The following is a 24,977-nucleotide window of genomic DNA, read 5'->3' as shown; positions in this document are numbered from 1 at the left end:
ACTCGCCTATCTGCCGACGCCAGCCAAATCCACCCTGTGTGCCCACCGCACTCCGGGCAAAGGCGCATGGTGGGCAACCACCACGACGCGCTCGGGCTCGTCCGCACAGGTGTTCAGCGCCTGGGCGAGGTACGTCACCGAAGGCTTGTCCAGCCCGGCGATGGGGTCATCAATCAGCGTCAGCGGCGCCCCGCTGGCCAATGCAGCAGCCATGCACACCTTGCGACGAGTGCCGGTGGACAGCGCATGAAAAGGCTTGGCCAAATGCTCTGCCAACGCAAAGCCTGCAACGTGCACCGCCAAAGCGTTCGCATCCCAGCGCGAATACTTGGCGGCTTGCGCATCCAGCCAAGCCTGGGCGGTAGTGGTGTTCAGTGCATCCGAGCGCGGGTCCATCCAAAAAACCTGGGCGCTGTAGCGCTCTGGCTCCTGCACAGCATCCACGCCACCCACTGCCACGCGCCCTTTTTGCGCCGCCAGCTCACCCGCAAGCAAACGCAGCAACGTTGTTTTGCCCGTGCTTTCATCGCCGCACAACAGGACCAATCCCGCATTACAACGAAGGCTGAAGCCCTGAAAAACGTTGCACTGGGGATAACCAAAATCCAGCGCATCGACAGACATCAAAGTGGGCTTAGGAGACATGGCGTTGCGAACAAAAAAGGTAGTGGGTGGCGGCAGATATTGTGCACGGCGACTGCTGCACAGACCGGACAATGCGCTCTGATCACAACCCTCTCACACCTACGCCCCATGACCCTGGACTACCTTGATTTTGATTACAGCGAAGACGACGAAGGCACAGGCACGTTTGATGCGATGGCCTGTGTGACGGAAGCGCAGTGGGCACGCCTGCAACATGAGATCACCCAGGTGCTGCAGTGGTGTCATGGGCAGTTTCCAGAAGGCCCCAGCCCCTTGGAAGATGGCGGCGATTGGCAGTACGACCTGCGAGGGGTGCAGGAGGTGAGCACACCCGTGGCCCTGCATTTCGACCCAGCGACCGGGGGCATTGCGCGCCAGTTTGAAACGGCAGCACCACCAAGACTGACGGTGACCCTGACCTTGAGCGGCCACGCACAGTTTTGCGAGGCGTTGCGCGCAGAATTCGGCCTGGAGTAGCCCATCTGCGGGGCATTTTGGGTGCGCGATGGCGACCCAAAACCCCAAGCCCTTTAGGGAGAAAGCCCGCAGCATGCACGCAGCAAACTTTGGCGTGACATTGTAATACTCATTAGTCTAATCAATGACCGGAGAGTAACAATGCTGAAACGCCGTCAATTTCTGGGTGCTGGTGCAGGGCTCTGCGCCTACGCTGCTGGCTCTTTCGTTCCCGTGTGGGCCCAAAGCGCGCCCAATCTGGGTACGCCCACCTTGCCATCACCGGGGTTTCGCCGCACCAAGATGGGTGACGTCGAAATCATCTCGGTGCTGGACGGAATTGCGCGCCGGCCGCTGGGCGAAGAATTCGTGAAGAACGCCCCGCTCGCAGAAGTCAAAGCCCTGCTCACCTCGCAAGGCCTGCCCACCGGCTACATCGACGTACCGTTCACCCCGTTCGTGGTGATTGCTGGCGGACGCAAGGTGCTGATTGACACCGGCCTGGGTGAGTTTGGCGGCCCCAACGCAGGCAAGCTGCTGGAAAACCTGCGTGCTGCAGGTGTGCCCGCCTCCGACATCGACACCGTGCTCATCAGCCACTTCCACGGCGACCACATCAACGGGCTGCGCAACAAGGCGGGCGAACTGGCCTTTGCCAAAGCCAAGGTGATGGTGCCCGCAGCCGAGTACGCGTTCTGGATGGACGACGCCAAAATGGCAGCAGCCCCTGCCGGACAAAAGGGCGCGTTTGAAAACGCCCGCCGTACCTTCAGCGCCATGGGGCCTGACATGCTGGTGCAGTTCGCAGCGGGTGCCGAGGTGGTGCCGGGCATCCGCTCGGTGGCCGCTTACGGGCACACCCCAGGGCACACTTTGTTTGAAGTGACCTCCGCAGGGCAGAGCTTCTTCTACCTGGCTGACCTGACCAACGTGCCTTCCCTCTTTGCACGCAACCCCGACTGGGCTGTGACTTTCGATATGGACGCAGAGGCCGCACGCAAGGTGCGTCGTGAGGTCTTTGCGCGGGTGACTTCCAGCAAATCGCTCGTGGGCGGGTTCCACTTCCCCTTCCCGGCGTTTGGCCGGATGACCGCGACAGGTAACGGCTACACATTCGAGCCAACGGTCTGACGCGGGCTGTTTGCCTTAGCAGCCCATCGCATCCAAGCAGCGAAAGGTTGGGGGCAAAAAAGCGAGATCATGGTGGCATTGCTGCTGTGACCTATCCCCCAATTTTTGGCAACCACGCCAACCTATGGCCTAATAGCAGCTTTTCCACCACTTTTTCCAGAGAAGTTCCATGGGCAACAAGATCGTTACCGAAGCAGACCGCAAGCGCACTCCCCGTCCACAGCCCCTGCCAGGCAACACACTGCAAACCCCCGGTCGTGGCCAGCGCGTGAGCCTGGAACGTGGCGTTGCTACCCGCAGCAAGAAGAACCCCGGCAAGCGCTCCAAGAAGGGCGGCTAAAGCCTGTGGTGGCCTCAAGCAAGGCCACGCAAAAAAACAAAAGCCAACCAATCGGTTGGCTTTTTTTTCGCCCCCAACTCACCGTTGCACTCACCGCGCCGCGGATGCACTCACAAAGGAGCCGGCTGGGTCTCTGCAAAACGGCGTGCTGGCAACACGATGTGGAACGCGGCCCCTTTGGGCGTGAGGTTGCGCGCAAATATCTGGCCTCCCATGGCTTCGATGATCTTGCGGCAGATAGCCAACCCCAACCCGGTGCCACCTGAACCATCTTTGGTTTTGCTGGACTGCACGAAGGCTTCAAAGATCTGCTCCAACTCAGCTTCGGGCACACCAGGGCCTTCGTCATGCACCTCCAGATGGACCTGCCCTCGGGAGTCCATGCGCCCCACCACCGTGATGGAAGAGCCAGGGGGCGAAAACTTGATGGCATTGGCCACCACATTGCGAATGACCTGCTGCAGGCGCAGCGGGTCCACCTTCGCCACCAGTGGCAGTTCTGACAGCCGCAGGTGCATGGTTTGCTGGCTGCGTGCAAGCAAGGGCTCCAGCTCCTTCACGACTGGCTGGATCAGGCCCCGCAAATCGATGCGCTCCAGGTGGAAAGTGCCCACCGTGCTCTCCAGCTTGGAAACCTCAAGCAAGTCGTTCACCAAAGCCAGCATGCGCTGCCCGGCAGAATGGATGTCTTCGAACATCCCAGCCAAGCGCGGCTCGGCGCGCCCGCGCAACGCGCCCAGCTCGGCAAAACCAAGAATGGACTGCAAGGGGGTTCGCAGCTCGTGGCTCATGTTGGCCACAAACTCTGATTTGGCCCGCGATGCTTCCTCTGCTGCGTGCCGGGCTTCCTGGGTTGCACGCTCGGCCTCGCGGAACTCGCTCACGTCCACGAAGATGCTCAGCACGCCCGACACATGGCCCTGCGCATCTGTGATGGCGGCCTTGATCACCCGGGTCTCGCGCCGCATCGCATCGGCATGCAGCACCTTGGTTTCAAAGAACGCCTGCCCGCCTTTGGCAAGCAATTCTCGGGTGTGCAGCCGCTCAACCTGCGCTTCATCGGCAGGCAGCAGATCCGTCAGTAGCCGCCCGACCACCGAGCTTCGGTCCAGACCCTTGTATTCCTCCCAGGCACGATTGACCTGAACCACCGCCCCACGCAGGTCCACGACGGAAATCGGCAGCGGATTGGTGTCCAGCAGCAAATTCTGGAAGGCGATCTGGGCCTGCAAGCGGTGTTCTGCCACCCAGCGCTCGGTCACATTCACAGCGCTGCCCACAAAGCCGACCAGCCGCCCTTCGGACCGCAAGGACACCAAGGCCACGTCGAAATGCATTTCGCCGCCATTTCGCGGGCGAACCTTGGTCTGCAGGTGACGCACTCCAGCAGGCGCCAACGGATCCAGCGCCCTGCGCACATCATCGCGGCTGGAGGGATCCACGATGTCCTCCAGGCGCTTGCCGATGGCCTGCTCTTTCGGGCTACCGTTGAAGGCTACCCAGTGATCGTTCACATAAGTGACCACCCCCTGCGCATCGATACGAAAGATCAGCTCCTGCACGCTGCGCATCAGCACGCTCAGCTCCCGCTCACTCTGGGCAATGCGCTGCTGCGCTTTGTTGGCAGCAACTTGGGCTGCTTCACGCAACTTGACCACCCGCCACACGGCTGCGGTCAAACCAGCCACCAGCAGGACCAAAGCACCACCAATGCCCAAAAGCGCCTTGGCGCCAGACAACCAACGCCACACAACACGGCTGTACGACTCCTCCACGATCACCACCAGCGGTTTGGTGCTGGAGGCGCGAAATGCCAGGAGCTGCCGATCCCCCAGCGCACCACGCCCCACGTACTGCTCGTGCTCTTTGGAGGGCAGGTAGCTGGTGAATACAGGGATGCCGCCGACGTTGGTTCCCATGAGTGCTGCACCGTCGCGAGACCCGGCCAAGACCATGCCCTTGTCAGTGGTCACGATGGATTCAAAGCTGCCACCTTCCAGCGCGAGATACTGAAAGTTGGAAAACGCATCCGGGTTGATCAAGCCCACCAGAAACAGTGGGCGACCCGCCTCGCTCGCCATAGGGCGCAACAAAGGAATGAACGCCAGGCCCGGCGGTGCTTTCACCGCAGGCGCGCCCAACTGGATCGCAGCCAACCCCCTTCCCATGACCAAGGGGCCCAGCACTGCACGGCCGCCGACATTTCGGGGGCCCAAACGCTCCAGATCGATGCGAATGCCTGCCTCAGAGGGACTGGTGCTTGCAAGAATATTGCCATGCGCATCAGCCACCGCAATGGTTCGCAAAAAAGGCAGGCCCGACAGCGTTTGATTCAGCGCCGCCTGTATGGCCGCAGCATCAGGAACATCAGCGCGCAGCGCTGGCGATATTGCCAGAGCATCCAGCGCCATTTCGCCGGAATCCAGCGTGCGCGTGGCCTGGTCTTCAATCACTCTGGCCAGCAAGATCGAGTGAGACTGCTCTTCAGCGATGGCACGGCGAAACGCATTGCCAGTGACCAGCGCCACCAGGATCACAGCGATCAGCGTGGCAGCGGCGCCCCCCACCAGCACCAGTGTGCTGGCCCTGGACCAACGCTCTGCGGAAGATGCGTTGATGGAAGCAGCTGCATGCGTATTCGCCATATTCAACGAACCACAATGGGCCCCAGCCCCTGCTTGCTGGCGGCATTGTTCAACCTGCCGTCCTTCTTGATGCGCGAGACGAACTCATCCACCACCGCAAGCCACTGAGCATCGCCCGGTTTCACTGCATACGCATAAGGCAGCACCGAAAAAGGCTCAGGGGGTGCAATCAGTCGCGCCCAGTCAGCGTTGTCCAGCAAGCGCCGGCTGTAGGGATAGTCGGTCATGAACACATCCACACGCCCAGCCACCAATTCCCGCTCTCGCGTCGCTGGCAACTTCACACGCACCAGTTGGGCATGCTTGAGGCGCTGCTCCATCACCGGCTCCATGAAGGTGCCGGATTGAACGGCGACCAGCACCCCGGGCTTGTCAATATCCGACCATTCGCGAACAACTTGGTTGCTCTTGGTCGTGATGCCGTAAATATCACTGCGCAAATAAGGCTGGGTGAAACGCAATTTTTCCGCCCGTTGCGCGGTAACGCCCACGGCAAACATCGCCACATCGCAACGATCCTCCACAAGGTCACTGACCAGCGTTGGAAACGAAGAGTCCACGTATACGACGCGAACGTTCAGGTCTGCAGCCAGCGCAGCGGCCAGCTCAATGTCGATACCGCTCAGTTCTTGCGTGCGTGGGTGGCGGTAAGTGACACCGTAGTATTCGGGCCAGATGCACACCTTCAGAGCCCTTGCCGTGCGCACTCTGTCCAGAACGGGCTGAGCGTGGGCGTAGCCAAGCAGCAGCATGCCAAGCACCGCCAGCAGCGGGCGAGCCCTCGAGAGAAAAATCATGACACCCCCTCCGCCCAGAAGTAGCCGCTCAAACGCGGCGGGTCCATCGAGCGCGCAGCCGTTCTACCTCGCAGGCTGGGCACGGCAGCGCGGCCGTGAAGCTCACGCCTCGGCTTCCATGCGGTAGATGGTTTCGAGCACCTGCAATGTGCTGAAAGGCTTCATCAAATAATCGTCCGCCCCTGCGGCCAAACCTGCCTCTTTGTCACCGGCCTGAACACGGGCTGTCAGCAAGACGACTTTCGTGAACCGTGTGGCGTGGTCTGCCTTGATCTGGCGGCATACTTCCAAACCGTTCAGGGTGCCGGGCATCATGATGTCCAGCAGCACGATGTCAGGGCAGATCTCACGACACAGTGCCAACCCAGCGTCACCCGTAGAAGCCTCATGGATTTCGAAGTCATCGAACTCCAGCGTCATTTTCAATAACTTGCGAATGTCGGCATGGTCTTCAACAATCAGTATTTTTTTCATGGCACGCCCTTGAAAGAGATGGTGAACCTAGCCTCATGGCGCTTCAGGTGGTTATTGTCCCGTTGCTTCGTTTGCTTGGTATGATCAAATCATATCAATCATTTGTATCAAATGCAAGTTCTTCTCCCTGCTATGAAAAAAGAGGAAAATGCGCAACTCATGAAATCTGAAAAAACACCACCACCGTCGCTGGTTCAAGACCACTACACCACTTTGGAAGTGGCCAGCATGCTCGGGCTTGCGGTGCGGTCGGTGCAATTGATGGTTGATCGCAACGAGCTCGAAGCGTGGAAGACCCCCGGGGGTCACCGCCGCATCTCCAGAGCTTCGGTAGAACAGTGGATCAATGCCCGCACGGGCGCAGGTGGCAAGGCCTCCGCGCAGCCTGCTGGCAGTGGCGACCGTGCGGCTGGTGCTGGCGCGCCAGCGCGTGGCCGTGGTGCTCCGCAGATTTTGTTGATTGAGGATTCCATCCACTTTCAAAACCTGGTCACACTGCTGGTGAACCAGCACTTCCCTGGCGCTGCGCTGCACACGGCCAGTGATGGCATCACCGGCTTGGCCATGTATGGGCAGATTCAGCCCGACATCCTGATTGTGGACATTCTGCTGCCGGGCATCGACGGGGCCACGCTGATCACCACCCTGCGCTCTCACCCGCAATTTGCCCGCAGCCGGCTGATCGTGGTGACCTCACTGGACCAAGAGCAGCGAGAGCCCTACGCGTTCGCATTGCAGGGTGTGACAGTGATCCATAAATCCCAACTGGTGGCAGAACTGCCCGCCATACTGGCACAGTCGCTGCCCACCCCAACCGCATGACCAGCGCTGCTGCGCCCTGTGTCTTGCTGGTGGAGGACGACACCTCCATTACGCGATTCGTGGCGATGGCGCTGGATCAGTTGCCCATTGAGCTGCTCACCTGCACCAGTGTGCCTGCCGCAGTGGCATTGCTAGAGCAGCACGATATCCAGCTCGTGATCACGGACTTGATGCTGCCGGGCGAGTCTGGCATTTCTCTGGTGCAACGCCTTTCAGCAAACCCGCAGCTGCGGGGTGACACGCTAGTGGCCGTCTTCAGCGCAGGCCTGACGACTGCTGTGAAGGAGCAGTTGCAGGGGATGGACCTTTGGAGAGTTCTGTCCAAACCCATCGCTGTGCAAGAACTGGAAAGCTGCGTGCGCGATGCGCTGGCCCTGCATGCCTTGCCAGAGGCGGATACCAATACTGCAACGCCAGCGCCACAGCCTTCACCCACCAATCCTGCTGGCAAACCAGCCCCAGCCACGAACACTGCCGAGACATTGGCCATCACAACCCATTTTGGTGGCGACGCACAACTCTTCACCACCTACCGTGCGGCATGTCTCAAGCAGTTTGCCGCCGATGTGCAAACGGGTGATGCCGCAGCGCTGGCGCAAGACTGGCCTGCTCTGCGCAGGCTGGCCCACAGCCTCGCCACCGTGCTCCTCACACTGGGCAGGCCACAAGACAGCCTGGTCGCCAGGGCGCTGGAGGATGCCGCAGCCGTCGCTGATACGGCCGCCTGCAGCAGTGGCTGGAGCGATTTGCGGCAGCGCCTTGCAACGCTGAACTGAACGCAGCCCGCCGTCAGCCACATGGCGGCTGGTTGGTTTGCCCCAGCGGCGCGTGAGTCACTGGGTCAACCTCTCGATGGGTGTGCGAAACGCCTGCATGAACAGGGACGTGCAAACCGGTTCAAAATGGCGCCATGATCACCGTCCACCACCTTGAAACCTCGCGCTCGCAGCGCATTCTTTGGCTCTTGGAAGAATTGGGCTTGCCCTACCAGCTCAAGGTCTACCAACGCGACAAGCGCACCCGGCTTGCGCCTCCTGAGCTCAAACAGATCCACCCGCTGGGCAAGTCGCCAGTCATCACCGACGGGCAGATCGTGGTGGCGGAATCAGGTGCGATCATTGAATACTTGGTCGAAACCCATGCCACCCTGGCCACGGGCGAGCTAGCCCACCTCGCGCCTGCTGTGGGCACGCCAGCCCACCGCCAATGCCGGTTCTGGATGCACTACGCAGAAGGTTCGCTGATGAACTGGCTGGTCATGAAGCTGGTGTTCGCCAGCATTCCCAAACAGCCCATGCCGTTCTTTGTGCGGCCGGTGGCCAAGGCGCTGTGTGCCACCGTGCAAAGCAAGCTGATCGACCCCAACGTGGACACGGCCCTGGACTTCATGGAAGACCACTTGGCCACCCACCACTGGTTCGCGGGCGAGCACATCACCATGGCTGATTTTCAAATGAGCTTTGCGGTGGAAGCAGCTCTTGCACGGGCCAACCCCGGCAAACCCCGCCCTCACCTGCAGGCCTACCTGCAGCGCATGCAGGCCCGCCCGGCCTACCAACGCGGCATTGCCAAAGGCGGGCCTGTGGTGATGAGCGCCTGAGCCCTCACACGCCGCACACCAGCGGCCCGGTGGGCGCAAGTTCACGCTCGTTCTTGGCGCGCGCCACCTGCACGCCTTGTGGCAGGGCCACGCCGTTTTTCACCGCCAGAATCTCGGCCATCACGCTGACGGCAATCTCAGGCGGTGTCTTGCTGCCGATGTACACCCCAATGGGGCCGCGCAGTCGCTGCAGCGATGCCTCGGTCTGCCCGAAGTGCTCCATCATGCGGGCGCGGCGCGCCTCGTTGTTGCGCCGCGAGCCAATGCCACCAATGTAAAACGCCTCTGACGCCAAGGCTTCCAGCAGCGCCAGATCGTCCAGCTTGGGGTCGTGCGTGAGGGCTACCACGCAACTGCGGCGGTCGGGCTTGAAGGCGGCCACCACATCATCTGGCATGTCTCTTACCAGCTTGGCACCCGGCACATTCCAGCTACCGACAAACTCTTCGCGCGGATCGCACACCGTCACGGCAAAACCGCTGAACAGCGCCATGGTGGCCAGGTATTCCGCCAACTGTCCGGCTCCGATGAGCAGCATGCGGTATTCGGGGCCGAAGGTGTTGGTGAGCTGCACAGCGTCCACCACCAGCTCGGCAGGTGCCGCCGCCGCTTGCAGACTGACCTGCCCATCAGCGAGCAGCACGGTGCGTTGCACCAGCTGACCAGACTCCAGCTGAGCAACCAATTCCGCAAGACTCTGCGGGTCGGGGTCGTATTCCAACAACAGCTCCAATGTGCCGCCGCAGGGCAATCCAAACCGGTGGGCCTCGTCGGCCGTCACTCCGTACTTCACAAAGGTGGGCGGCCCGCTGGGTATGGCGTGCGCCAGACCACGGTCTGCCCCTGCGGCCTGCGCGTAGGCGCGGGTGTGGCGGTCAATCAAGTCGTCTTCAATGCAACCGCCCGATACGGAGCCCACTACCGCCCCCGTTTCGCACAGGGCCATGATGGAGCCGACGGGCCGAGGCGACGACCCCCAGGTGCGCACCACCGTGGCCAGCAAAGCGCGCTGGCCCGCCTGGCGCCAAGCCAGCAGGGTGCGCAGCACCATCACATCCAGATTTTCCATGCTCCTACCTCACTGCAAGCGCTGGCTTGTTCAACTCATTAACCACGCCACCACCGCCAACACTGCCGCGCCGATGGCAATCCAGCCCCACACCGGCATGCCGCCGGAGGCCTGCGAATCGGTTGGCAGCGCAATGGGCTGCGTGGGGGCGTGCGACATCACCGTGTCCTGGGTTTCTTCGTCGGCCACCTCCCGGGGGTAGCGGCGCTGCATTTCATTGTCAAAACGTTTGAAAAAATCTTCTGCCATGGTTTTGGCAGCCCCATCGATGAGCCGCTGGCCGAGCTGCGCGATCTTGCCGCCCACGGTGGCATGCACTGTGTAATGCAACTCGCAAAGCGGCAGGCCAGACGCGTCAGCAGGCAAGGGTTCAAGCCGCACCTGGGCGGTGCCTTTACCAAAACCAGCCACACCGCCCGAACCATCAAACGCGATGGTGTAGCTCTGGGGCGGCACGATGTCGGCCAGCGTGATCTTGCCCGCGAACTTCGCAGACACCGGCCCGATCTTGAGCGCCATGGCCACGGCGTACTGATTCTCGCCACTGGCTTCTACCTTGTCGCAGCCGGGGATGCAAAGCTTGAGAACCTCAGGGTCATTCAGCGCCTCCCAGGCTTGTTGCTGGGTCACGGCCAGGGTGCGGCTGGCTTGCATTTCCATGATCAGGTTCCTTCGTTCAGTGAGTATTCAAAATTTTTGCGGCCTATCGGCGCTGCGGCTGCAACACCGCCGCAATGCTGTGCGCCAGTTGCTGCAGGCTCTCCAGGTTGTGCACCGCCAGCATGCCGTGGGCGTGGCGATGCAGCACCTCTGCACCGCGCGCAGAGGGGCGGTAGCCTTCGTAGCGGAGCAGGGGATTGAGCCACAGCAGTTGCCCGCAGTGACGGCGCAGCCAGCCCAACTCTTGCAGCAGCGTGGCGGGCTCGCCCGTGTCCAGCCCATCGCTGATGAGCAGCACCAGCGTGCGCCGCCCCACCAGTCGGCGCGCGTGTCGGCGGCGCAACTGGTGCAGCGCTTCGCCCAGACGGGTGCCGCCTGCAAAATCGGTAATGGCAGCACTGGCGTGGGCCAGCATGGCGTCGCCATCAGCGTGTCGGAAGGCGGGTGTCAAATCCGTGAGGCCCGTGCCAAACGCGAACATATCCCGTCGCCCCACACCCTGCCCGCCCTGCCCCGGCGCTGTGGCGGCGTGCAAGAAGGTGAGCAGCAGGCGTGCATAGCGCTCCATTGATCCGGACACATCCACCAGCACCAGCAGGGGCACAGGCTGGTCGCGCCGCGCCAGGCGTGGCAGCTCCAGCATCTCACCGCCCGTGCGGGCTGCACGGCGCATGGCGGCGGCCCAGTGGGGGCGGCTGCCCCGGCTGCCGGGGCAGGTGCGGCGTGATGCGTAGCGCGGGAGAGGCAACGCCACCTCACGCACCAGGCGCTGCACCAGCTGGTATTCACCGGCAGAGAGCTGGTTGAAATCTGCCCGGCGCAGGCGCTGCTGGTCGCTCGCTGTCATGGCGGCGTCGAATTCGATCTTTTGCTCTTGCGTGCTGGCGTGCTGCTGCCGTGCCGCACGCAGCGGCGCCAGCGCATCGGCCACGCGCTGGCGGCGGGGGGCGCCTTTGGATTTTTCGGGGGCGGTGGGCAACATCTGCGCCAGCAGCTTCTGCGCCACATCGGGGTTGCGGAAGTAAGCGGCAAACAGCTCGCGAAACACCTGGCGGTCCTGCTCACGGCTGATGAGCACGGCCTCCAGTGCGGCGGCCATGTCGTGCCGGGCCAAGCCTACCAGCAACAAGGCTTGCTGTGCCAGCGCCATGCGGGCGGCATCGACCGGCACCCCGGCGCGGCGCAGGGCGCGACCAAAGCCGGTGAGGTTGTCCGCCAGCTTGCCGCTGCGCGCGTCACCCAACTGTGAGGCGGTGGCATGCACCCCGCCGGCGGCGGCTACAGCAGAGGCCCCTGCTCCGCTCATGACGCCTCCGGCTCCGGCTGCAACAACTCAGACGCCAGAGCGGCAGTCAACGCGGCCACGTCTTCCCGCTGTTTGAACAAGATGCCTGCGGTGTCGCTCACCACCTCGGGGTCTACCACCAGCGTGTCCAGCGCCACCAGGGCCTTGGCCCATTCCACGCTCTCGGCAATGCCGGGGGCGCGCTGGAAGGCGTCGGCAAACGGCTGACTGCGCAGGCGCGACACAAACAGCGCCACTTGCTGAGCCAGCGCATCGCTGGCACCGGGCACCTGGGCGCGGACGATGGCCAGCTCGCGCTCGCGCTCCGGGTAGTCCAGCCAGTGGTACAGGCAGCGGCGCTTCACAGCGTCGTGCAGGTCACGCGTGCGGTTGCTGGTGAGGATGGTGACGGGCGTCACAGCCGCCTGCACGGTGCCGATCTCGGGAATGCTGACTTGGTACTCACCCAGGTATTCGAGCAGGAAGGCCTCAAACGGTTCGTCGGCGCGGTCTACCTCGTCAATGAGCAGCACCGCCCCCGGTGCAGGCGCGCGCAGGGCCTGCAAAAGCGGACGGGGAATGAGGTAGCGGTCTTGGTACACCTCCCGCTCCGCCGCGCCCATGTCGGTAGCGCGGCCCTGGGCTTCAGCGGCGCGCAGGTGCAAAAGCTGCGCGGCGTAATTCCATTCGTACAGCGCCTCGCGCTGCTCCATGCCGTCGTAGCACTGAAGGCGAATCAGCACCCGCTGCAGCGCACGGGCCAAAGCCTGCGCCAGGGCCGTCTTGCCCACGCCGGGCTCCCCCTCCAGCAGCAGAGGCCGCTGCAACTGGAGCGCAAGAAACACGGCGGTGGCCAGCCGCCGGTCTGCGAGGTAGCCCTCGTCCCGCAGCGCCTGCATCAGGGCATCGACAGAGGCCAAGGCATTCATGCTTGATTACTTCACTTTTGATAGCTGCTCGCGCTTGACGGATAAGCGCTAGAGCCCAATTTCATTCAAAAACATCACCATTAGTACACGCGCCCTTCGATACCGGAGCGCCCTGGGCCAGCAACCGCCGTGCAAGGGCCGCCCCGCAGCACCGGCGGTGTCCCCCTTCCCGAATGGCACCGCCATTCGAGAGAAGGGGGAAGCGGCGCAGCCGCTCAGGGGGATGTCATCTTCGCGACCGCGCGCTGGGTTTGCACACTGATGAGGTTGGCCCGGTAGGCCGCGCTGGCATGCAGATCGGCGTTCAGGCCACTGGCGTCAATCACCACCGCTGCGGCAGCCTGGGGAGTGAAGCTGCCCGATAGCGCGGCTTCCAGCCCCGCGTGGCGGAACACGCAGCTCGAAGCCCCCGTCACAGCCACACGCACACCCGCATCAAACTGCGCCACAAACACGCCCACCAGCGAGAAGCGCGAGGCAGGCTGCTTGAACTTCATGTAGGCAGCGCGCTTCGGAATGGGGAAGCGGATGGCGGTGATGATCTCGCCCTCGTCCAGCGCGGTGGTGTACATGCCCACAAAAAAATCGTCTGCCGCAATCTCGCGCCGATTGGTGATGACGGTAGCCCCCAGTCCCAGCACCGCGCTGGGGTAGCAGGCAGCAGGGTCGTTGTTGGCCACAGAACCGCCCAGCGTGCCGCGTGCGCGCACCTGCCGGTCTCCAATGCCAGCGGCCAAGTCGGCCAGGGCCGGAATGGCAGCCTTCACTTCGCCGCTGGCCGCCACATCGGCGTGGCGCGTCATGGCACCAATCACCAGGGCATTGCCCTCGCGGCGAATGCCCGCCAGCTCGGCAATGCTGTTCAAGTCAACGATCTTCTCCGGGTTGGCCAGGCGCAGGCGCATGGAAGGCAGCAGACTTTGTCCACCAGCCAGCAGCTTGCCGCCCTGGGCAATGAGCTGCGCGGCAGCGGCGGTGGAAGCAGGTGCTTCAAAGGTGAATGCGTACATAAGAAACTCCTGTCAGTTTTCATGCTGCAGCAGCGAAGCCCCGCAGCCGTTGAACGACGTGCAGCGGGAGCCAGCGGCCGCCGCGCAAGGGCCGCCCCGCCGCGCTGGCGGCGTCCCCCTTGAGGGGGAAGGCGCGAAGCGACTCAGGGGGTGCTTCATGTCTTTGCCGACTGAATGGCTTCCCACACGCGGTGGGGCGATGCCGGCATATCGAAGTCCTTCACGCCCAGGGGGCGCAGAGCATCGAGCACGGCGTTGATCACCGCGGGGGGTGAACCAATGGCCCCCGCCTCGCCGCAGCCCTTGGTGCCCAGCGGGTTGTGGGTGCAGGGTGTGCAGACATGGCCCAGCTTGAACTCGGGGAAGTCATCGGCGCGCGGCATGGCGTAGTCCATGAAACTGCCGGTGAGCAACTGGCCGGTTTCGCGGTCGTACACGCAGTTTTCCAGCAGCGCCTGGCCGATGCCCTGCACCAGCCCGCCATGCACCTGGCCCTCCACGATCATGGGGTTGATGATGGTGCCAAAGTCGTCCACCGCCGTGAACTTGTCCACGCGCGTCACACCGGTCTGCGGGTCAATCTCCACCTCGCAGATATAGGTGCCTGCGGGGAAAGTGAAGTTGGTCGGGTCGTAAAACGCGGTCTCGTTCAGCCCAGGTTCGAGCTTGTCCAGGGGGTAGTTGTGCGGCACATAGGCCGTGAGCGCCACCTGGCCAAACGGGATCTTCTTGTCCGTGCCACGCACGGTGAATTCACCGTTGGCAAAGTCGATATCAGCGTCGCTCGCTTCCATCAGGTGCGCGGCAATTTTCTTGGCCTTGGCCTCGATCTTGTCCAGCGCCTTCATGATGGCTGCGCCGCCAACGCTGATGGAGCGCGAGCCGTAGGTGCCCATGCCGAAAGGCACGCGCCCCGTGTCGCCGTGCACGATGTCCACGTTCTCCACCGGAATGCCCAGGCGCGCGGCCACCACCTGCGCAAACGTGGTCTCGTGCCCCTGGCCGTGGCTGTGCGAGCCCGTGAACACCGTCACGCTGCCGGTGGGGTGCACGCGCACCTCGCCGCATTCAAACAGCCCGGCGCGTGCGCCCAAGGCGCCTGCGATGTTGGATGGGGCAATGCCACAGGCCTCGATGTAGCTGCTGTAGCCAATGCCGCGCAACAACCCCTTGGCCGCACTGGCGGCCTTGCGCTGCTCAAAGCCTGCCACATCGGCCAGCTTGTTGGCACCGTCCATGCAGGCATGGAAGTCACCCGTGTCGTACTGCAGCGCCACCGGCGTCTGGTACGGAAAGGTCTGGATGAAATTGCGGCGGCGGATTTCGTCTTGCGAGAGGCCCATCTCCCACGCGCAGCGGGTGACCAGGCGCTCCAGCAGGTAGGTGGCCTCAGGGCGGCCCGCGCCCCGGTAGGCATCGACTGGCGCGGTGTTGGTGAACCACGAGTCCACCTCCACATACACCTGGGGCGTGCTGTACTGGCCTGCCAGCAGCGTGGCGTAGAGGATGGTGGGCACGGCACTGGCGAAGGTGCTGAGGTAAGCACCCAGATTGGCGTGCGTGTGCACGCGCAGGGCCAGGAACTTGCCGTCCTTGTCCATCGCCATCTCGGCGTGGCTCACGTGGTCGCGGCCATGGGCGTCGGAGAGGAACGCCTCGCTGCGGTCTGCCACCCACTTGATGTTGCGGTTGAGCTTTTTGGAGGCCCAGGTCAGGCACACGTCTTCGGCGTACAGATAGATCTTGGAGCCGAAGCCACCGCCCACATCGGGCGCAATCACGCGCACCTTGTGCTCTGGCAGGCCCATCACAAAGGCCGTCATCAAAAGCCGCTCAACGTGCGGGTTCTGGTTGCTGACATACAGCGTGTATTCGTCGCTGGCCCGGTTGTAGCTGCCGATGGCCGCGCGCGGCTCCATGGCGTTGGGAATCAGGCGGTTGTTGACCAAGTCGAGCTTGGTGACATGCGCTGCATTGGCAAACGCTGCGTCCACACCGCCCTTGTCGCCAATGGCCCACTTGAAGCAATGGTTGTCTTGCGCAATGTCGTGCACCACCGCACCGGCCACCACGCCCGATGCCGCATCGGCCACATTGACCACGGCGGGCAGCACGTCGTAGTCCACCTCCACCAGCTCGGCCGCATCGCGCGCCTGCTGCTGGGTGTGCGCCACCACCATGGCCACATGGTCGCCCACGTAGCGCACCTTGCCCTGGGCCAGTATGGGGTGTGGCGGCTCCTTCATGGGCTCGCCGTTGGTGCTGGTGATGAGCCAGCCGCAAGGCAGGCCGTTGATGTTGTCGGCCGCCACATCGGCCCCCGTGAACACCCCCAGCACGCCGGGCGCGGCCTTGGCCGCATCGATATTGATGCTGTTGATCTTGGCGTGGGCGTGCGGTGAGCGCACGAACACCGCATGGCATTGTGCAGCCAGCACCACGTCGTCGGTGTACTGGCCGGCGCCGGTGAGGAAGCGGTAGTCTTCCTTGCGCTTCAAGGCCTCGCCAATGTATGGCAGCTTGGAAAAGTCGGATGCACCCATGGTCTCTCTCCTCTTTTCTGGTTAAGCCGATGCCATGGCCTTCTGGCCAACCTGCACTGCACGCACGATGTTCTGGTAGCCCGTGCAGCGGCAGATATTGCCTTCCAGCAGCTCGCGAATCTCGCCCTCGCTAGCGTTGGGGTGGTTCTTGCACAGGTCTACCGCGCTCATCACCATGCCGGGGGTGCAGAAGCCGCACTGCAGGCCGTGGCATTCCTTGAACGCCGCCTGCATGGGGTGCATGGTGCCGTCGGGTGCAGCCATGCCTTCGATGGTGGTCACCTCGGCCCCCTGGGCCTGCACGGCCAGCATGGCGCAGGATTTGATGGCGCGGCCGTTGACGTGCACGGTGCAGGCACCGCACTGGCTGGTGTCGCACCCTACATGGGTGCCTGTGAGCTGCAGGTGCTCTCGCAACGCGTGGACCAGCAGGGTATTGGGGGGGACGTCAACACTGGCCGCGCGGCCGTTGACGGTGAACTGCACTTGCATCTCGCTGTCTCCTGTAATGGTGATGGCTGGATTCGCACGGCGCATCTTGAAACGCCCCTGCACCTGCTTCTTTAGGGACAACCCTAGAAACACCCGGCGCTGCGCGGGATATTCTCAAAATGAAACATGCTGCACTGCACACCGGTGCACCATGCGCGAAGACTGTCACCCTTTGCCACCCAGCCTTGCGTGCACGCCTGTCGTAGGTACGCCCAAGGCCCTGCCCCAGGGACTGCGATGCTTGCTGCTGCCGATCCGACATCCCACCACCGCAAGGCCCTGATCCAGAGGGCCCGGCAGAGCGTTTTGCTGGGCGCGGGAGGCGAGGTATCGCTGGAGCCATGGATCACGCGCTCGTGGCAGCGGTGCCTGGCCGCCGGGCTCCATCCCGGGCACAAGGTGGTCTTCAACCCCATCAGCGGCCAGGCATTGCGCCAGCTGGCCGATGAAAGCCATGCGCTGGTGCAGGCCGCGCGGCCGGTGCTGGACCAGCTCACCCGCGCGATTGCGGGCATGCGCTACTTCGCGATGTTGACCAACGCACGCGGCGTGGTGATCGACGTGCAGGGCGCGGTGGACCGGCACGACCCACGCAGCCAGCTGATCGGGCGCGTGGGGGTGGACCTGTCTGAAGCCGCTGTGGGCACCACCGCGATTGGCGCGGCACTGACCGAACTGACCCCGGTCTGGCTGCACCGGGGCGAGCACTTTTGCGATGACAACGGTGCCTACAGCTGCGCAGGCGCTCCCCTGTTCGACCCCGAAGGGCGCTGCATGGGCATGCTGGACCTGACGGGCGTGGATGTACCAGAGCGGCCCGAGCTGCGGCACCTGGTGGCGCGATCTGCCCGCGCGATTGAAGACGCGCTGCTGCTGTCGCGCCCGCACGACTGGCTGATGCGATTGAACTGGCCCGGCGGCGCACTGGGCGGCGAAAGCGATGGCCTGGTCACGCTGGACGACGACGGCCAGGTGCTGGGCACCAACACCACGGCGCGGCAACTGCTGCCCCTGCCGCTGCGCAGCCCCGGTGGCGCTCTGCACAGCGCCGACGTGTTTGCCATGCCCTGGGCCATGCTGCGCGATGCGGCATGCCAGCAGCGCCGTGCAGCCATGCCTGTACCGCTGTGGTCGGGTCTGCGCCTGCAAGCGCTGGTGCAACCAGCTGCAGCAGTTCAGGGCCGCGTGCGCGCAAGCCCTGCCGCGCCCTTGCGGCAGACAGAAACCGCGCTGATCCGCCAAGCGGTGCAAGACGCCCGCGGCAATGTCGCCGAGGCCGCACGCGCACTGGGCATCAGCCGCGCCACGGTGTACCGCAAGCTAGGGCAGCCTGCAGGGAAATTTTGAACAAAAATGAGCCCTAGAGCGCACCAGAAAAGCGCTAGCAGCTATCAAAAACAGAGCAAGCCAACCTACGGCGGCCCATCCCTCAATCCCACAGCGCCAGCACCACCGCCGATTCATCCACCTGCAGCTTGACCCGGGACCGCACCCGCAAACCGCTGCCTGTCGGTGCAAAGCCCACCATCTGCACACCCGCATCGAGCTGCGCGGCCACTTCGTCCACCTCGGGGCCGCGTGAAAGGCGGGTCACGCGCCCTTCCCACCAATTAACTCCAGCAGCAGGCGACTCGGCATACGGCATCGCCCGTACTGCCGTGGCCTTGCACAGCGCCAACAAGGCCTGCCCAGGCTGCAGGCCCAGCAGCTCAGCGCTTTCTGTGGTGATGCGCGATGCCAGCGACAAGGCCACCGCTCCCGGCTCGGCCGCCTGCAAATGCACCCGGGCAATAGGCCCCAGCCGCTCTACTGACTCCACCACGCAGGGCCACTGGTTGCGCATGCTGGTCTTCACGCCCAGGCGGGGGGCAGGCTGCTGCAGGCGCTGCAGCACCGCACTGCGGGCCTGGGCCATGGCATCGGCGGCAGCCAGCAGTTCCAGCCCGGCGGGGGTCAGGCGCGCCCCGCCACCGCCAGCGCCCCCCACCACGCGCTCTACCAGCGCCACGCCCGCCAGGTTGGTCAACGTGTCCACCGCCTGCCAGGCCGCTTTGTAGCTCACGCCCACCGCCCGCGCTGCGCGCGAGATGGAGCCCAGCGCGCCAATCTGGCGCAGGATGCCGATGCGGCGATCAGAAAGGTCGTGCCCCAGGGCACCGGACAGCGAATGGGAAGAAGAAGGCATGCGGGAAGTGTAGACAGCCCACACCCAGCAGGGGCATCCGCCCCACTGGTTGGCCGGCGCTTCTATACTTCGCTATTCCATTCATGAATAGCGCTTTGCGCCCCACATCCATGCGCCTGCCTACCACCCGCCACCCTTGGGCCATTGCACTCGCCCTGTTGCTCAGCGGTCTCACCTCCGCCCACGCCGACCAGGTTCAGGTCGCCGTAGCAGCCAACTTCACCGCCCCCATGCAAAAGATTGCAGCCGCGTTTGAGGCCGATACAGGGCACAAGGCCGTGCTTTCCTTCGGGGCCACGGGCAAGTTCTATGCGCAGATCACCAACGGTGCACCGTTTCAGGTGTTCCTGTCGGCAGACGACACCACCCCGGCCCGACTCGACCGTGAAGGCCGCACCGTGGCCGGATCGCGCTTCACCTACGCGATAGGCCAACTGGTGCTCTGGAGCCCCAACGCCCACTACGTGGACGCGCAAGGCGCAGTTCTCAAAACGGGTGATTTCAAGCACCTCTCGCTTGCCAACCCCAAGCTCGCGCCCTATGGCGCTGCAGCCATGCAGGTGCTGGACAAGCAGGGCCTGACCGCACAGCTGCAGCCGCGCATCGTGACCGGTGAAAACATTGCCCAGGCCTACCAGTTCGTGGCCAGTGGCAACGCCCAGCTGGGGTTCGTGGCGCTGTCGCAGGTGATGGAGGACGGCAAGATCACCAAAGGCTCGGCCTGGGTTGTTCCTTCCGACTTGCATGAACCCATCCTGCAAGACGCGGTGCTGCTGGCCAGTGGCAAGGACAACCCCGCAGCCACCGCGCTGATGCAATACCTGCGCAGTGACAAGGCGCGCGCCGTGATCAAGGCCTACGGCTACCGCTTCTGACGGCGCACTCGCCCCAACGCCGCCCCTGGTTCTGCGAAGATCGCGGGCGCCATGCGTCTTTCAAGCCACTCGTCCTGCCGCCATGCCGTTCTCTGCTGAAGACTGGGCCGCCATCGCGCTCACGCTGCGGCTCGCGGCCACCACCACGGTGCTGCTGCTGGTGCTGTGCACGCCCATCGCCTGGTGGCTTGCCACCACCCGCTCCCGCTGGCGCGGCCCGGTGGGGGCCATCGTGGCCCTGCCCCTGGTGCTGCCGCCCACGGTGATTGGTTTTTATCTGCTGGTCACCATGGGACCCAATGGCCCTCTGGGGCAGCTGACCCAGGCGCTCGGCCTGGGTACCCTGCCATTCACCTTCCCAGGCCTGGTGATTGGCTCACTGGTGTACTCATTGCCGTTTGCGGTGCAACCCTTGCAGCGCGCATTTGAGGCCATAGGCCCGCGCCCGCTGGAAGCCGCCGCCACGCTGGGCGCCAGCCCGCTGGACCGGTTTTTTACTGTGGCTCTGCCCCTGGCGCGCCCCGGCTTCGTCACCGCGGCCATTCTGAGCTTTGCCCATACGGTGGGCGAGTTTGGCGTGGTGCTGATGCTGGGCGGCAACATCCCTGGCGTCACGCGCGTTGTCTCGGTGCAAATCTATGACCACGTAGAGGCGCTGGAATACGCCCAGGCCCATTGGCTAGCGGGCGGCATGGTGCTGTTCTCGTTCGTGGTGTTGCTGTGCCTCAACCTCACGCGGCGCTCCCCGTCCGCCATATCGTGAGCATGACAAACCCCGCAACCACCACCCCGCCCATCGAAGTGCGCTTGCAACTGCAACGCAGCGGCTTTGCGCTGGATGTCGACATGCAACTGCCTGGGCGCGGCATCACCGCACTGTTTGGCCCCTCGGGCTGCGGCAAGACCACCTGCCTGCGTGCCATGGCCGGGCTGGAACACGCCCCCCTGGGCTGGGTGCGCGTGCATGGCGAGGTGTGGCAAAACGACGGGGTGCAAGACGGCCCCCGCATCTGGCGCCCCCCGCACCAGCGGGCGCTGGGCTACGTGTTTCAGGATTCGCAACTGTTCGATCACCTCGACGTGTGCGGCAACATCGACTATGGCTTGCGGCGCACCCCGGTCGCGCAACGGCTGGTGGCGGTAGAGCAATTGGTAGAGCTGCTAGGCATTGGCGCCCTGATGGAGCGCAAGCCCGCCACGCTATCGGGCGGCGAGCGCCAGCGCGTGGCCATTGCCCGGGCGCTGGCCAAGAGCCCCCGCCTGCTGCTAATGGACGAACCCCTGGCCGCACTGGACGCCCAGCGCAAAGCCGAGGTGTTGCCCTATCTGGAACGGCTGCACAGCGCGCTGGACATTCCGGTGGTCTACGTCAGCCATGCGCTCGACGAGGTTGCCCGACTGGCCGAGCACATGGTGCTGCTGGAAGCCGGCCGCGTGCGTGCCAGCGGCCCCACCTCCGAACTGATCGCCCGGCTCGACCTGCCCCTGGCCCAGGGCGATGCGGCGGCCACGGTGGTCACCGGCACCGTGATAGAACATGCACCGCAGGATCACATCACCTGCGTGGCATTCGCAGGGGGGCAGCTGCTGCTGGTCAGCCCCGAGGCCCGCGCTGCGGGTGACACTGTCAAGCTGCGCGTGCAGGCACGCGACGTGAGCTTGGCCCTCACTCCGCCGCAAGACAGCAGCATCCTCAACATCGTGCCTGCCACCGTGGCTGAGATGCGCGAAGACAGCACTGGCCAATGGATGGTGGCCTTGCAAGCAGGCCCCACCCGCTTGCTGGCCCGCGTCACCCAACGCTCCGCCCACACCCTGCAGTTGCGGCCTGGGCTGCACGTTTTTGCCCAGATCAAGGGCATTGCCATCGTGAATTGATGGGTGGCAGCCATCTCTGCGCTGGCGCATTCCGCCCCGCAGGACAGGAGGGAGCGAACGAGTCCCAGCACGGTATGAGGCGCTCTTCTGTGGCGCGCTGGGCGGATCGTTCCGACAGTAGCGGCGCCAGTATTTCACCGCCCCTTAGAATGTAAAAAAAATGTATCTTGAGTGTCACAATGACAACTCAAGTGAAAGTGAATTGCATTCCCGTCGCCTTCAACCGTGCGACGACTGCATCTGACGAGGGTGAACCAGGGTGGAATCCGTTTCGATATCGCAAGGCGCTGCGCACGCCTTTGGAGTGGCGTTTCCACCACTGTTTCACAGCCTTTTGTATTGGGGCTTTGCCTCGCTGGTGGTGCATGTGTGTCAGCGGCTGGTGGAACACACCGCTTTCTCGCTCGACCCCTCCAGCCGCCGCATCAGCGCTTCCAATGCATCACTGTGCATTGGCTGCATGGTCTGGGCGCTGGATGTGGTTGGCCTGTTCATGTACGGCGAGCTATTCCATGTGGCCTTGGAACTGGTGCCCGCGCTGGGCTGCTTGCTGGTCATGGTGTTCAGCGCCCGAGTCACCATCCCCACGCTGAGCACCAGCACCAGCGTGCGCAACCTTCTGCCTGCAGGCTTGTTGCTCGCATTGGGCATGATGGCCGGACACTTTCTGCTTGCCCGCAGCTACGTAGCCCATTTCGCTGAGGTGAATGGTCTGGCCATCGTGCTGAGCATTGCCACGGCGGCTGGCGTCGCCTGCTACACCGCCATTCGGCACCGCGCGGGCAAGATGAGCTCGCTCACACAGCGTTATGCGCCGCAGAACTGGCGAGACAACCTCATCAGCGGTGGCGCCATCCTGGTATTGCACTGGTTGCTGGTGAACTGCTTCCCCTTGCAGAAACCAACCACCACCAATCCAGACAACGGCCTGGCGCTGCTGGCTGTGCTGCTGGTGATTACCTTCGCCTTGGCGGTAGATCAATTCCGAAACATCCGCTCTGACCAGGTGCGCCAACAGCTACAGCGGCTGGGCTTGTCGCTCATGCGTGTGGCTCCAGCCCACCAAAATCCGCCGGAGCACGACGTACATCTCTCCCTGATTGCCGACCACCTCCCCAGGCTTCTGAATCGCGGAAGTCTCACGCTGCACTTCCAGCCCATCGTCAATTTGCATGCGCCGCAGGTTCACTACGAGGCGCTTCTGCGCCTGAATGATCCACTGCTGGGCCCCCTGAGCCCGGACGCCTTCCTTCTGGTCTGCGAGCTGCAAGGCAAAACCAGCCAGGTTGACCGACTGGTTCTGGCCAATGCGCTGGACGCCGCCGAGAGCTGGATGGCCCAGGGCATGCAGCACAGCAAGGTGTGTGTGAATGTGGCGCCTGTCACGCTGCTGGAGCCCGACTTTGCCCAATGGCTGGGCGCCAAACTCCAGCGGCGCGGCCTGCCCTGGGGCACGCTGCAACTGGAGATGACCGAGCACGCCATCATTGCCTGCGGTACGCACATGGTGCAGGCCATCAATGACTTGCGAACACTTGGTGTGGGCGTCTTCATGGACGACTTTGGGGCCGGCTATTCATCGCTGGGGGTTCTGGCCGACCTGCCCATCAGCGGCATCAAGTGCGACCGCCTGTTTGTGCGTCAGCTGCCACAAGACCCCCGTCGCCAGTCTCTGCTGCGCCATGTCGTGCGGCTTGCAAGAGACCTGCAGCTGGAGGTGGTTGTGGAAGGCGTGGAGACGGAGCAGGAGCTCCAATCCGTGCTGGAAAGTGGCATCGGGAACGTGCAAGGGTATTTCTTCAGCAAGGCCATGTCGCCAGAGGATGTGCCCCTGTGGCACCAGGCCTATCGCCCTGCTGACATTACGGAGCTGCCCCGGCACCAATGCCTCTGTGATTCAGCAAAAACATCGCACCTCACACCTGCCGTTTTTTCTGTGCTCTGAACCGCAGGCCTGGCCGGTCAAAATACAGGCTTGTCACTCCCCCTTCCCGACCTGACCAGGAGCCCCCGATTGACCGCGATGAACGTATTGGTACTGGGCGGCTACGGCAACTTTGGCACCCGCATCTGCAAAGCACTGGCGGGGCACCCGCAAATCCACCTTCTGATCGCTGGCCGCAATGCCAGCAAAGCCCAGGCGCTGGCTGACACCGTAGGTCACCACACGCAAGGTGTGGCGCTGAACCACGAAGCCCCCGACCTGGCACAGCAGCTCAGGGCCCTCGACATCGGTCTCGTCATCCACACCGCAGGGCCTTTTCAGGCACAGGCCTACGGCGTAGCACAGGCCGCAGCGCAGGCCGGCTGCCATTACATTGACCTGGCCGACGGACGGCGGTTTGTGTGCGATTTTCCGGCAGCCATGCACGGCGCGTTTTCAAGTGCGGGCCGTACCGCGGTAACGGGTGCCAGCACGGTTCCAGCACTGTCTTCAGCCGTGGTGGATGCCTTGTGCAGCGGCTGGCGCAGCATCGACACAATTGACATCTGCATCGCCCCGGCGCAGCGCGCCCCGCGAGGAGAAGCAACGCTGGCCGCAGTGCTGAGCTACTGCGGCGTACCGATTCCCGTGTGGGAAAACGGGCGCTGGCAAACGCGCCTGGGATGGGCTGATCCCACGCCAATGTCTTTCCAACGCCTGCGCCCCCGCCGGGGCGCGGTGTGTGACATCCCCGACCTGGAGCTGTTTCCATCTCACTACCAAGTCACGCAACGCGTGAGCTTTCGGGCGGCGCTGGAAGTGGGCCTGGCGCAAAGCGCCTTCAGCGCCTTGGCCAGGCTGCGCCAGTGGGGCTGGCTCCAGCAGCCTGAAAAGCTGGCAGCGCTCATGCACCGAGGCGGAGGGCTGTTCGACGCCCTGGGCACGCCACTGGACGGCATGGTGGTGCGAGTCAGTGGCCTTGATGCCCAGGCCCAGCCCCGCTGCAGGGCTTGGCACATTGCCGCAGACCACGACCATGGCCCCGAAATTCCCTGCATGGCCGCCATCTTGCTGGCGCGCCAGCTGGCCGAGGGACAGCAAATGCCTTCAGGGGCTTGGACCAGCACCGGCCTGCTCCCGCTAAACGCCTTTGCGCCTGAATTTGCCAAATGGGGCATGCAGACTGACGTTGTAGAAGAAAACGCCTCGCACTGAAC

General features: G+C 63.7%; 24 protein-coding genes. 12 read left to right on the top strand and 12 right to left on the bottom strand.

Going from position 1 to position 24,977, the window contains the following annotated elements:
* Positions 1-6 precede the first annotated feature (6 nt).
* Positions 7-645 carry an ATP-binding cassette domain-containing protein gene (locus IHV84_RS04610; protein ID WP_198846001.1) on the bottom strand — a complete coding sequence of 213 codons (639 nt, stop codon included), beginning with the start codon at positions 643-645 and terminating at the stop codon, positions 7-9.
* 108 nt (positions 646-753) lie between these two features.
* Here IHV84_RS04610 and IHV84_RS04605 point away from each other — a divergent pair, with 108 nt between their 5' ends.
* The 3 genes from IHV84_RS04605 to IHV84_RS04595 all read left to right on the top strand — a co-directional run bounded on the left by IHV84_RS04605 (position 754) and on the right by IHV84_RS04595 (position 2,572).
* Positions 754-1,122, top strand: coding sequence for a hypothetical protein (locus IHV84_RS04605; RefSeq protein WP_198846000.1), 369 nt, complete (start codon positions 754-756; stop codon positions 1,120-1,122).
* 141 nt (positions 1,123-1,263) lie between these two features.
* Entirely contained in the window at positions 1,264-2,232 is a 969-nt protein-coding gene (locus IHV84_RS04600) for an MBL fold metallo-hydrolase (protein ID WP_198845999.1), read from the top strand.
* Between the two features lie 169 nt (positions 2,233-2,401).
* On the top strand, positions 2,402-2,572 hold the full coding sequence (locus IHV84_RS04595) for a hypothetical protein (RefSeq protein WP_167336958.1): 171 nt from the start codon (positions 2,402-2,404) through the stop codon (positions 2,570-2,572).
* Positions 2,573-2,682: 110 nt separating this feature from the next.
* Here the strand turns inward: IHV84_RS04595 and IHV84_RS04590 are convergent, their stop codons facing one another.
* The 3 genes from IHV84_RS04590 to IHV84_RS04580 all read right to left on the bottom strand — a co-directional run bounded on the left by IHV84_RS04590 (position 2,683) and on the right by IHV84_RS04580 (position 6,488).
* Positions 2,683-5,217: an ATP-binding protein gene (locus IHV84_RS04590; RefSeq protein WP_198845998.1), complete on the bottom strand. Its 2,535-nt coding sequence runs from the start codon at positions 5,215-5,217 to the stop codon at positions 2,683-2,685.
* 2 nt (positions 5,218-5,219) lie between these two features.
* Positions 5,220-6,014 (bottom strand): ABC transporter substrate-binding protein, encoded by a 795-nt coding sequence (locus tag IHV84_RS04585; RefSeq protein WP_198845997.1) that lies wholly within the window; start codon positions 6,012-6,014, stop codon positions 5,220-5,222.
* Between the two features lie 102 nt (positions 6,015-6,116).
* Positions 6,117-6,488 carry a response regulator transcription factor gene (locus tag IHV84_RS04580; RefSeq protein ID WP_044398272.1) on the bottom strand — a complete coding sequence of 124 codons (372 nt, stop codon included), beginning with the start codon at positions 6,486-6,488 and terminating at the stop codon, positions 6,117-6,119.
* A 159-nt stretch (positions 6,489-6,647) separates the two neighbouring features.
* On the opposite strand from IHV84_RS04580, the gene IHV84_RS04575 reads away from it, so the two are divergent.
* The 3 genes from IHV84_RS04575 to IHV84_RS04565 all read left to right on the top strand — a co-directional run bounded on the left by IHV84_RS04575 (position 6,648) and on the right by IHV84_RS04565 (position 8,910).
* On the top strand, positions 6,648-7,310 hold the full coding sequence (locus IHV84_RS04575; RefSeq protein WP_142084800.1) for a response regulator: 663 nt from the start codon (positions 6,648-6,650) through the stop codon (positions 7,308-7,310).
* Entirely contained in the window at positions 7,307-8,086 is a 780-nt protein-coding gene (locus tag IHV84_RS04570; RefSeq protein WP_198845996.1) for a two-component system response regulator, read from the top strand. The genes IHV84_RS04575 and IHV84_RS04570 overlap by 4 nt, the downstream gene beginning before the upstream one ends.
* A 134-nt stretch (positions 8,087-8,220) precedes the next feature.
* A complete protein-coding gene (locus tag IHV84_RS04565) occupies positions 8,221-8,910 on the top strand; it encodes a glutathione S-transferase family protein (RefSeq protein WP_044398267.1) in 690 nt (229 codons plus the stop codon).
* Between the two features lie 4 nt (positions 8,911-8,914).
* Here the strand turns inward: IHV84_RS04565 and IHV84_RS04560 are convergent, their stop codons facing one another.
* From IHV84_RS04560 to IHV84_RS04530, 7 genes are all read right to left on the bottom strand, one after another.
* A complete protein-coding gene (locus IHV84_RS04560; protein WP_198845995.1) occupies positions 8,915-9,979 on the bottom strand; it encodes an XdhC family protein in 1,065 nt (354 codons plus the stop codon).
* Positions 9,980-10,009: 30 nt separating this feature from the next.
* On the bottom strand, positions 10,010-10,639 hold the full coding sequence (locus tag IHV84_RS04555) for a CoxG family protein (RefSeq protein ID WP_198845994.1): 630 nt from the start codon (positions 10,637-10,639) through the stop codon (positions 10,010-10,012).
* A gap of 43 nt (positions 10,640-10,682) precedes the next feature.
* Entirely contained in the window at positions 10,683-11,945 is a 1,263-nt protein-coding gene (locus tag IHV84_RS04550; RefSeq protein ID WP_198845993.1) for a VWA domain-containing protein, read from the bottom strand.
* A complete protein-coding gene (locus tag IHV84_RS04545; protein ID WP_198845992.1) occupies positions 11,942-12,853 on the bottom strand; it encodes a MoxR family ATPase in 912 nt (303 codons plus the stop codon). Before IHV84_RS04545 ends, IHV84_RS04550 begins: the two co-directional genes overlap by 4 nt.
* Before the next feature lie 215 nt (positions 12,854-13,068).
* On the bottom strand, positions 13,069-13,863 hold the full coding sequence (locus IHV84_RS04540; RefSeq protein WP_198845991.1) for a xanthine dehydrogenase family protein subunit M: 795 nt from the start codon (positions 13,861-13,863) through the stop codon (positions 13,069-13,071).
* Between the two features lie 155 nt (positions 13,864-14,018).
* On the bottom strand, positions 14,019-16,406 hold the full coding sequence (locus tag IHV84_RS04535; RefSeq protein WP_198845990.1) for a xanthine dehydrogenase family protein molybdopterin-binding subunit: 2,388 nt from the start codon (positions 16,404-16,406) through the stop codon (positions 14,019-14,021).
* Positions 16,407-16,427: 21 nt separating this feature from the next.
* Positions 16,428-16,898, bottom strand: coding sequence for a (2Fe-2S)-binding protein (locus IHV84_RS04530; RefSeq protein WP_198845989.1), 471 nt, complete (start codon positions 16,896-16,898; stop codon positions 16,428-16,430).
* Positions 16,899-17,135: 237 nt separating this feature from the next.
* On the opposite strand from IHV84_RS04530, the gene IHV84_RS04525 reads away from it, so the two are divergent.
* Positions 17,136-18,245 carry a sigma-54-dependent Fis family transcriptional regulator gene (locus IHV84_RS04525; protein WP_198845988.1) on the top strand — a complete coding sequence of 370 codons (1,110 nt, stop codon included), beginning with the start codon at positions 17,136-17,138 and terminating at the stop codon, positions 18,243-18,245.
* 82 nt (positions 18,246-18,327) lie between these two features.
* On the opposite strand, the gene IHV84_RS04520 is transcribed toward IHV84_RS04525, so the two are convergent.
* On the bottom strand, positions 18,328-19,083 hold the full coding sequence (locus tag IHV84_RS04520; RefSeq protein ID WP_198845987.1) for a TOBE domain-containing protein: 756 nt from the start codon (positions 19,081-19,083) through the stop codon (positions 18,328-18,330).
* A gap of 110 nt (positions 19,084-19,193) precedes the next feature.
* Here IHV84_RS04520 and modA point away from each other — a divergent pair, with 110 nt between their 5' ends.
* The 5 genes from modA to IHV84_RS04495 all read left to right on the top strand — a co-directional run bounded on the left by modA (position 19,194) and on the right by IHV84_RS04495 (position 24,975).
* The gene (gene modA, locus IHV84_RS04515; protein WP_198845986.1) at positions 19,194-19,958 is read left to right on the top strand and encodes a molybdate ABC transporter substrate-binding protein; all 765 of its coding nucleotides are present in this window, start codon (positions 19,194-19,196) and stop codon (positions 19,956-19,958) included.
* Between the two features lie 82 nt (positions 19,959-20,040).
* Positions 20,041-20,721: a molybdate ABC transporter permease subunit gene (modB, locus tag IHV84_RS04510; RefSeq protein ID WP_066691256.1), complete on the top strand. Its 681-nt coding sequence runs from the start codon at positions 20,041-20,043 to the stop codon at positions 20,719-20,721.
* A 2-nt stretch (positions 20,722-20,723) separates the two neighbouring features.
* Positions 20,724-21,836, top strand: coding sequence for a molybdenum ABC transporter ATP-binding protein (gene modC / locus IHV84_RS04505; RefSeq protein WP_198845985.1), 1,113 nt, complete (start codon positions 20,724-20,726; stop codon positions 21,834-21,836).
* Positions 21,837-22,095: 259 nt separating this feature from the next.
* Positions 22,096-23,781 carry an EAL domain-containing protein gene (locus IHV84_RS04500; RefSeq protein ID WP_198845984.1) on the top strand — a complete coding sequence of 562 codons (1,686 nt, stop codon included), beginning with the start codon at positions 22,096-22,098 and terminating at the stop codon, positions 23,779-23,781.
* Between the two features lie 78 nt (positions 23,782-23,859).
* The gene (locus IHV84_RS04495; RefSeq protein WP_198846051.1) at positions 23,860-24,975 is read left to right on the top strand and encodes a saccharopine dehydrogenase family protein; all 1,116 of its coding nucleotides are present in this window, start codon (positions 23,860-23,862) and stop codon (positions 24,973-24,975) included.
* Positions 24,976-24,977 lie beyond the last annotated feature (2 nt).

The sequence above is a fragment of the Acidovorax sp. IB03 genome (genome assembly GCF_016406015.1).
GTDB lineage: Bacteria > Pseudomonadota > Gammaproteobacteria > Burkholderiales > Burkholderiaceae_C > Acidovorax > Acidovorax temperans.
The sequence above is the reverse complement of the archived record's forward strand: the minus strand, read 5'-3'. Positions and strand labels throughout refer to the sequence as shown.

Coding starts and splice junctions, on each gene's coding strand:
- IHV84_RS04610 (WP_198846001.1), bottom strand. CDS start 645: ATGTCTCCTAAGCCCACTTTGATGTCTGTCGATGCGCTGGATTTTGGT.
- IHV84_RS04605 (WP_198846000.1), top strand. CDS start 754: ATGACCCTGGACTACCTTGATTTTGATTACAGCGAAGACGACGAAGGC.
- IHV84_RS04600 (WP_198845999.1), top strand. CDS start 1,264: ATGCTGAAACGCCGTCAATTTCTGGGTGCTGGTGCAGGGCTCTGCGCC.
- IHV84_RS04595 (WP_167336958.1), top strand. CDS start 2,402: ATGGGCAACAAGATCGTTACCGAAGCAGACCGCAAGCGCACTCCCCGT.
- IHV84_RS04590 (WP_198845998.1), bottom strand. CDS start 5,217: ATGGCGAATACGCATGCAGCTGCTTCCATCAACGCATCTTCCGCAGAG.
- IHV84_RS04585 (WP_198845997.1), bottom strand. CDS start 6,014: ATGATTTTTCTCTCGAGGGCTCGCCCGCTGCTGGCGGTGCTTGGCATG.
- IHV84_RS04580 (WP_044398272.1), bottom strand. CDS start 6,488: ATGAAAAAAATACTGATTGTTGAAGACCATGCCGACATTCGCAAGTTA.
- IHV84_RS04575 (WP_142084800.1), top strand. CDS start 6,648: ATGAAATCTGAAAAAACACCACCACCGTCGCTGGTTCAAGACCACTAC.
- IHV84_RS04570 (WP_198845996.1), top strand. CDS start 7,307: ATGACCAGCGCTGCTGCGCCCTGTGTCTTGCTGGTGGAGGACGACACC.
- IHV84_RS04565 (WP_044398267.1), top strand. CDS start 8,221: ATGATCACCGTCCACCACCTTGAAACCTCGCGCTCGCAGCGCATTCTT.
- IHV84_RS04560 (WP_198845995.1), bottom strand. CDS start 9,979: ATGGAAAATCTGGATGTGATGGTGCTGCGCACCCTGCTGGCTTGGCGC.
- IHV84_RS04555 (WP_198845994.1), bottom strand. CDS start 10,639: ATGGAAATGCAAGCCAGCCGCACCCTGGCCGTGACCCAGCAACAAGCC.
- IHV84_RS04550 (WP_198845993.1), bottom strand. CDS start 11,945: ATGAGCGGAGCAGGGGCCTCTGCTGTAGCCGCCGCCGGCGGGGTGCAT.
- IHV84_RS04545 (WP_198845992.1), bottom strand. CDS start 12,853: ATGAATGCCTTGGCCTCTGTCGATGCCCTGATGCAGGCGCTGCGGGAC.
- IHV84_RS04540 (WP_198845991.1), bottom strand. CDS start 13,863: ATGTACGCATTCACCTTTGAAGCACCTGCTTCCACCGCCGCTGCCGCG.
- IHV84_RS04535 (WP_198845990.1), bottom strand. CDS start 16,406: ATGGGTGCATCCGACTTTTCCAAGCTGCCATACATTGGCGAGGCCTTG.
- IHV84_RS04530 (WP_198845989.1), bottom strand. CDS start 16,898: ATGCAAGTGCAGTTCACCGTCAACGGCCGCGCGGCCAGTGTTGACGTC.
- IHV84_RS04525 (WP_198845988.1), top strand. CDS start 17,136: ATGCTTGCTGCTGCCGATCCGACATCCCACCACCGCAAGGCCCTGATC.
- IHV84_RS04520 (WP_198845987.1), bottom strand. CDS start 19,083: ATGCCTTCTTCTTCCCATTCGCTGTCCGGTGCCCTGGGGCACGACCTT.
- modA (WP_198845986.1), top strand. CDS start 19,194: ATGCGCCTGCCTACCACCCGCCACCCTTGGGCCATTGCACTCGCCCTG.
- modB (WP_066691256.1), top strand. CDS start 20,041: ATGCCGTTCTCTGCTGAAGACTGGGCCGCCATCGCGCTCACGCTGCGG.
- modC (WP_198845985.1), top strand. CDS start 20,724: ATGACAAACCCCGCAACCACCACCCCGCCCATCGAAGTGCGCTTGCAA.
- IHV84_RS04495 (WP_198846051.1), top strand. CDS start 23,860: ATGAACGTATTGGTACTGGGCGGCTACGGCAACTTTGGCACCCGCATC.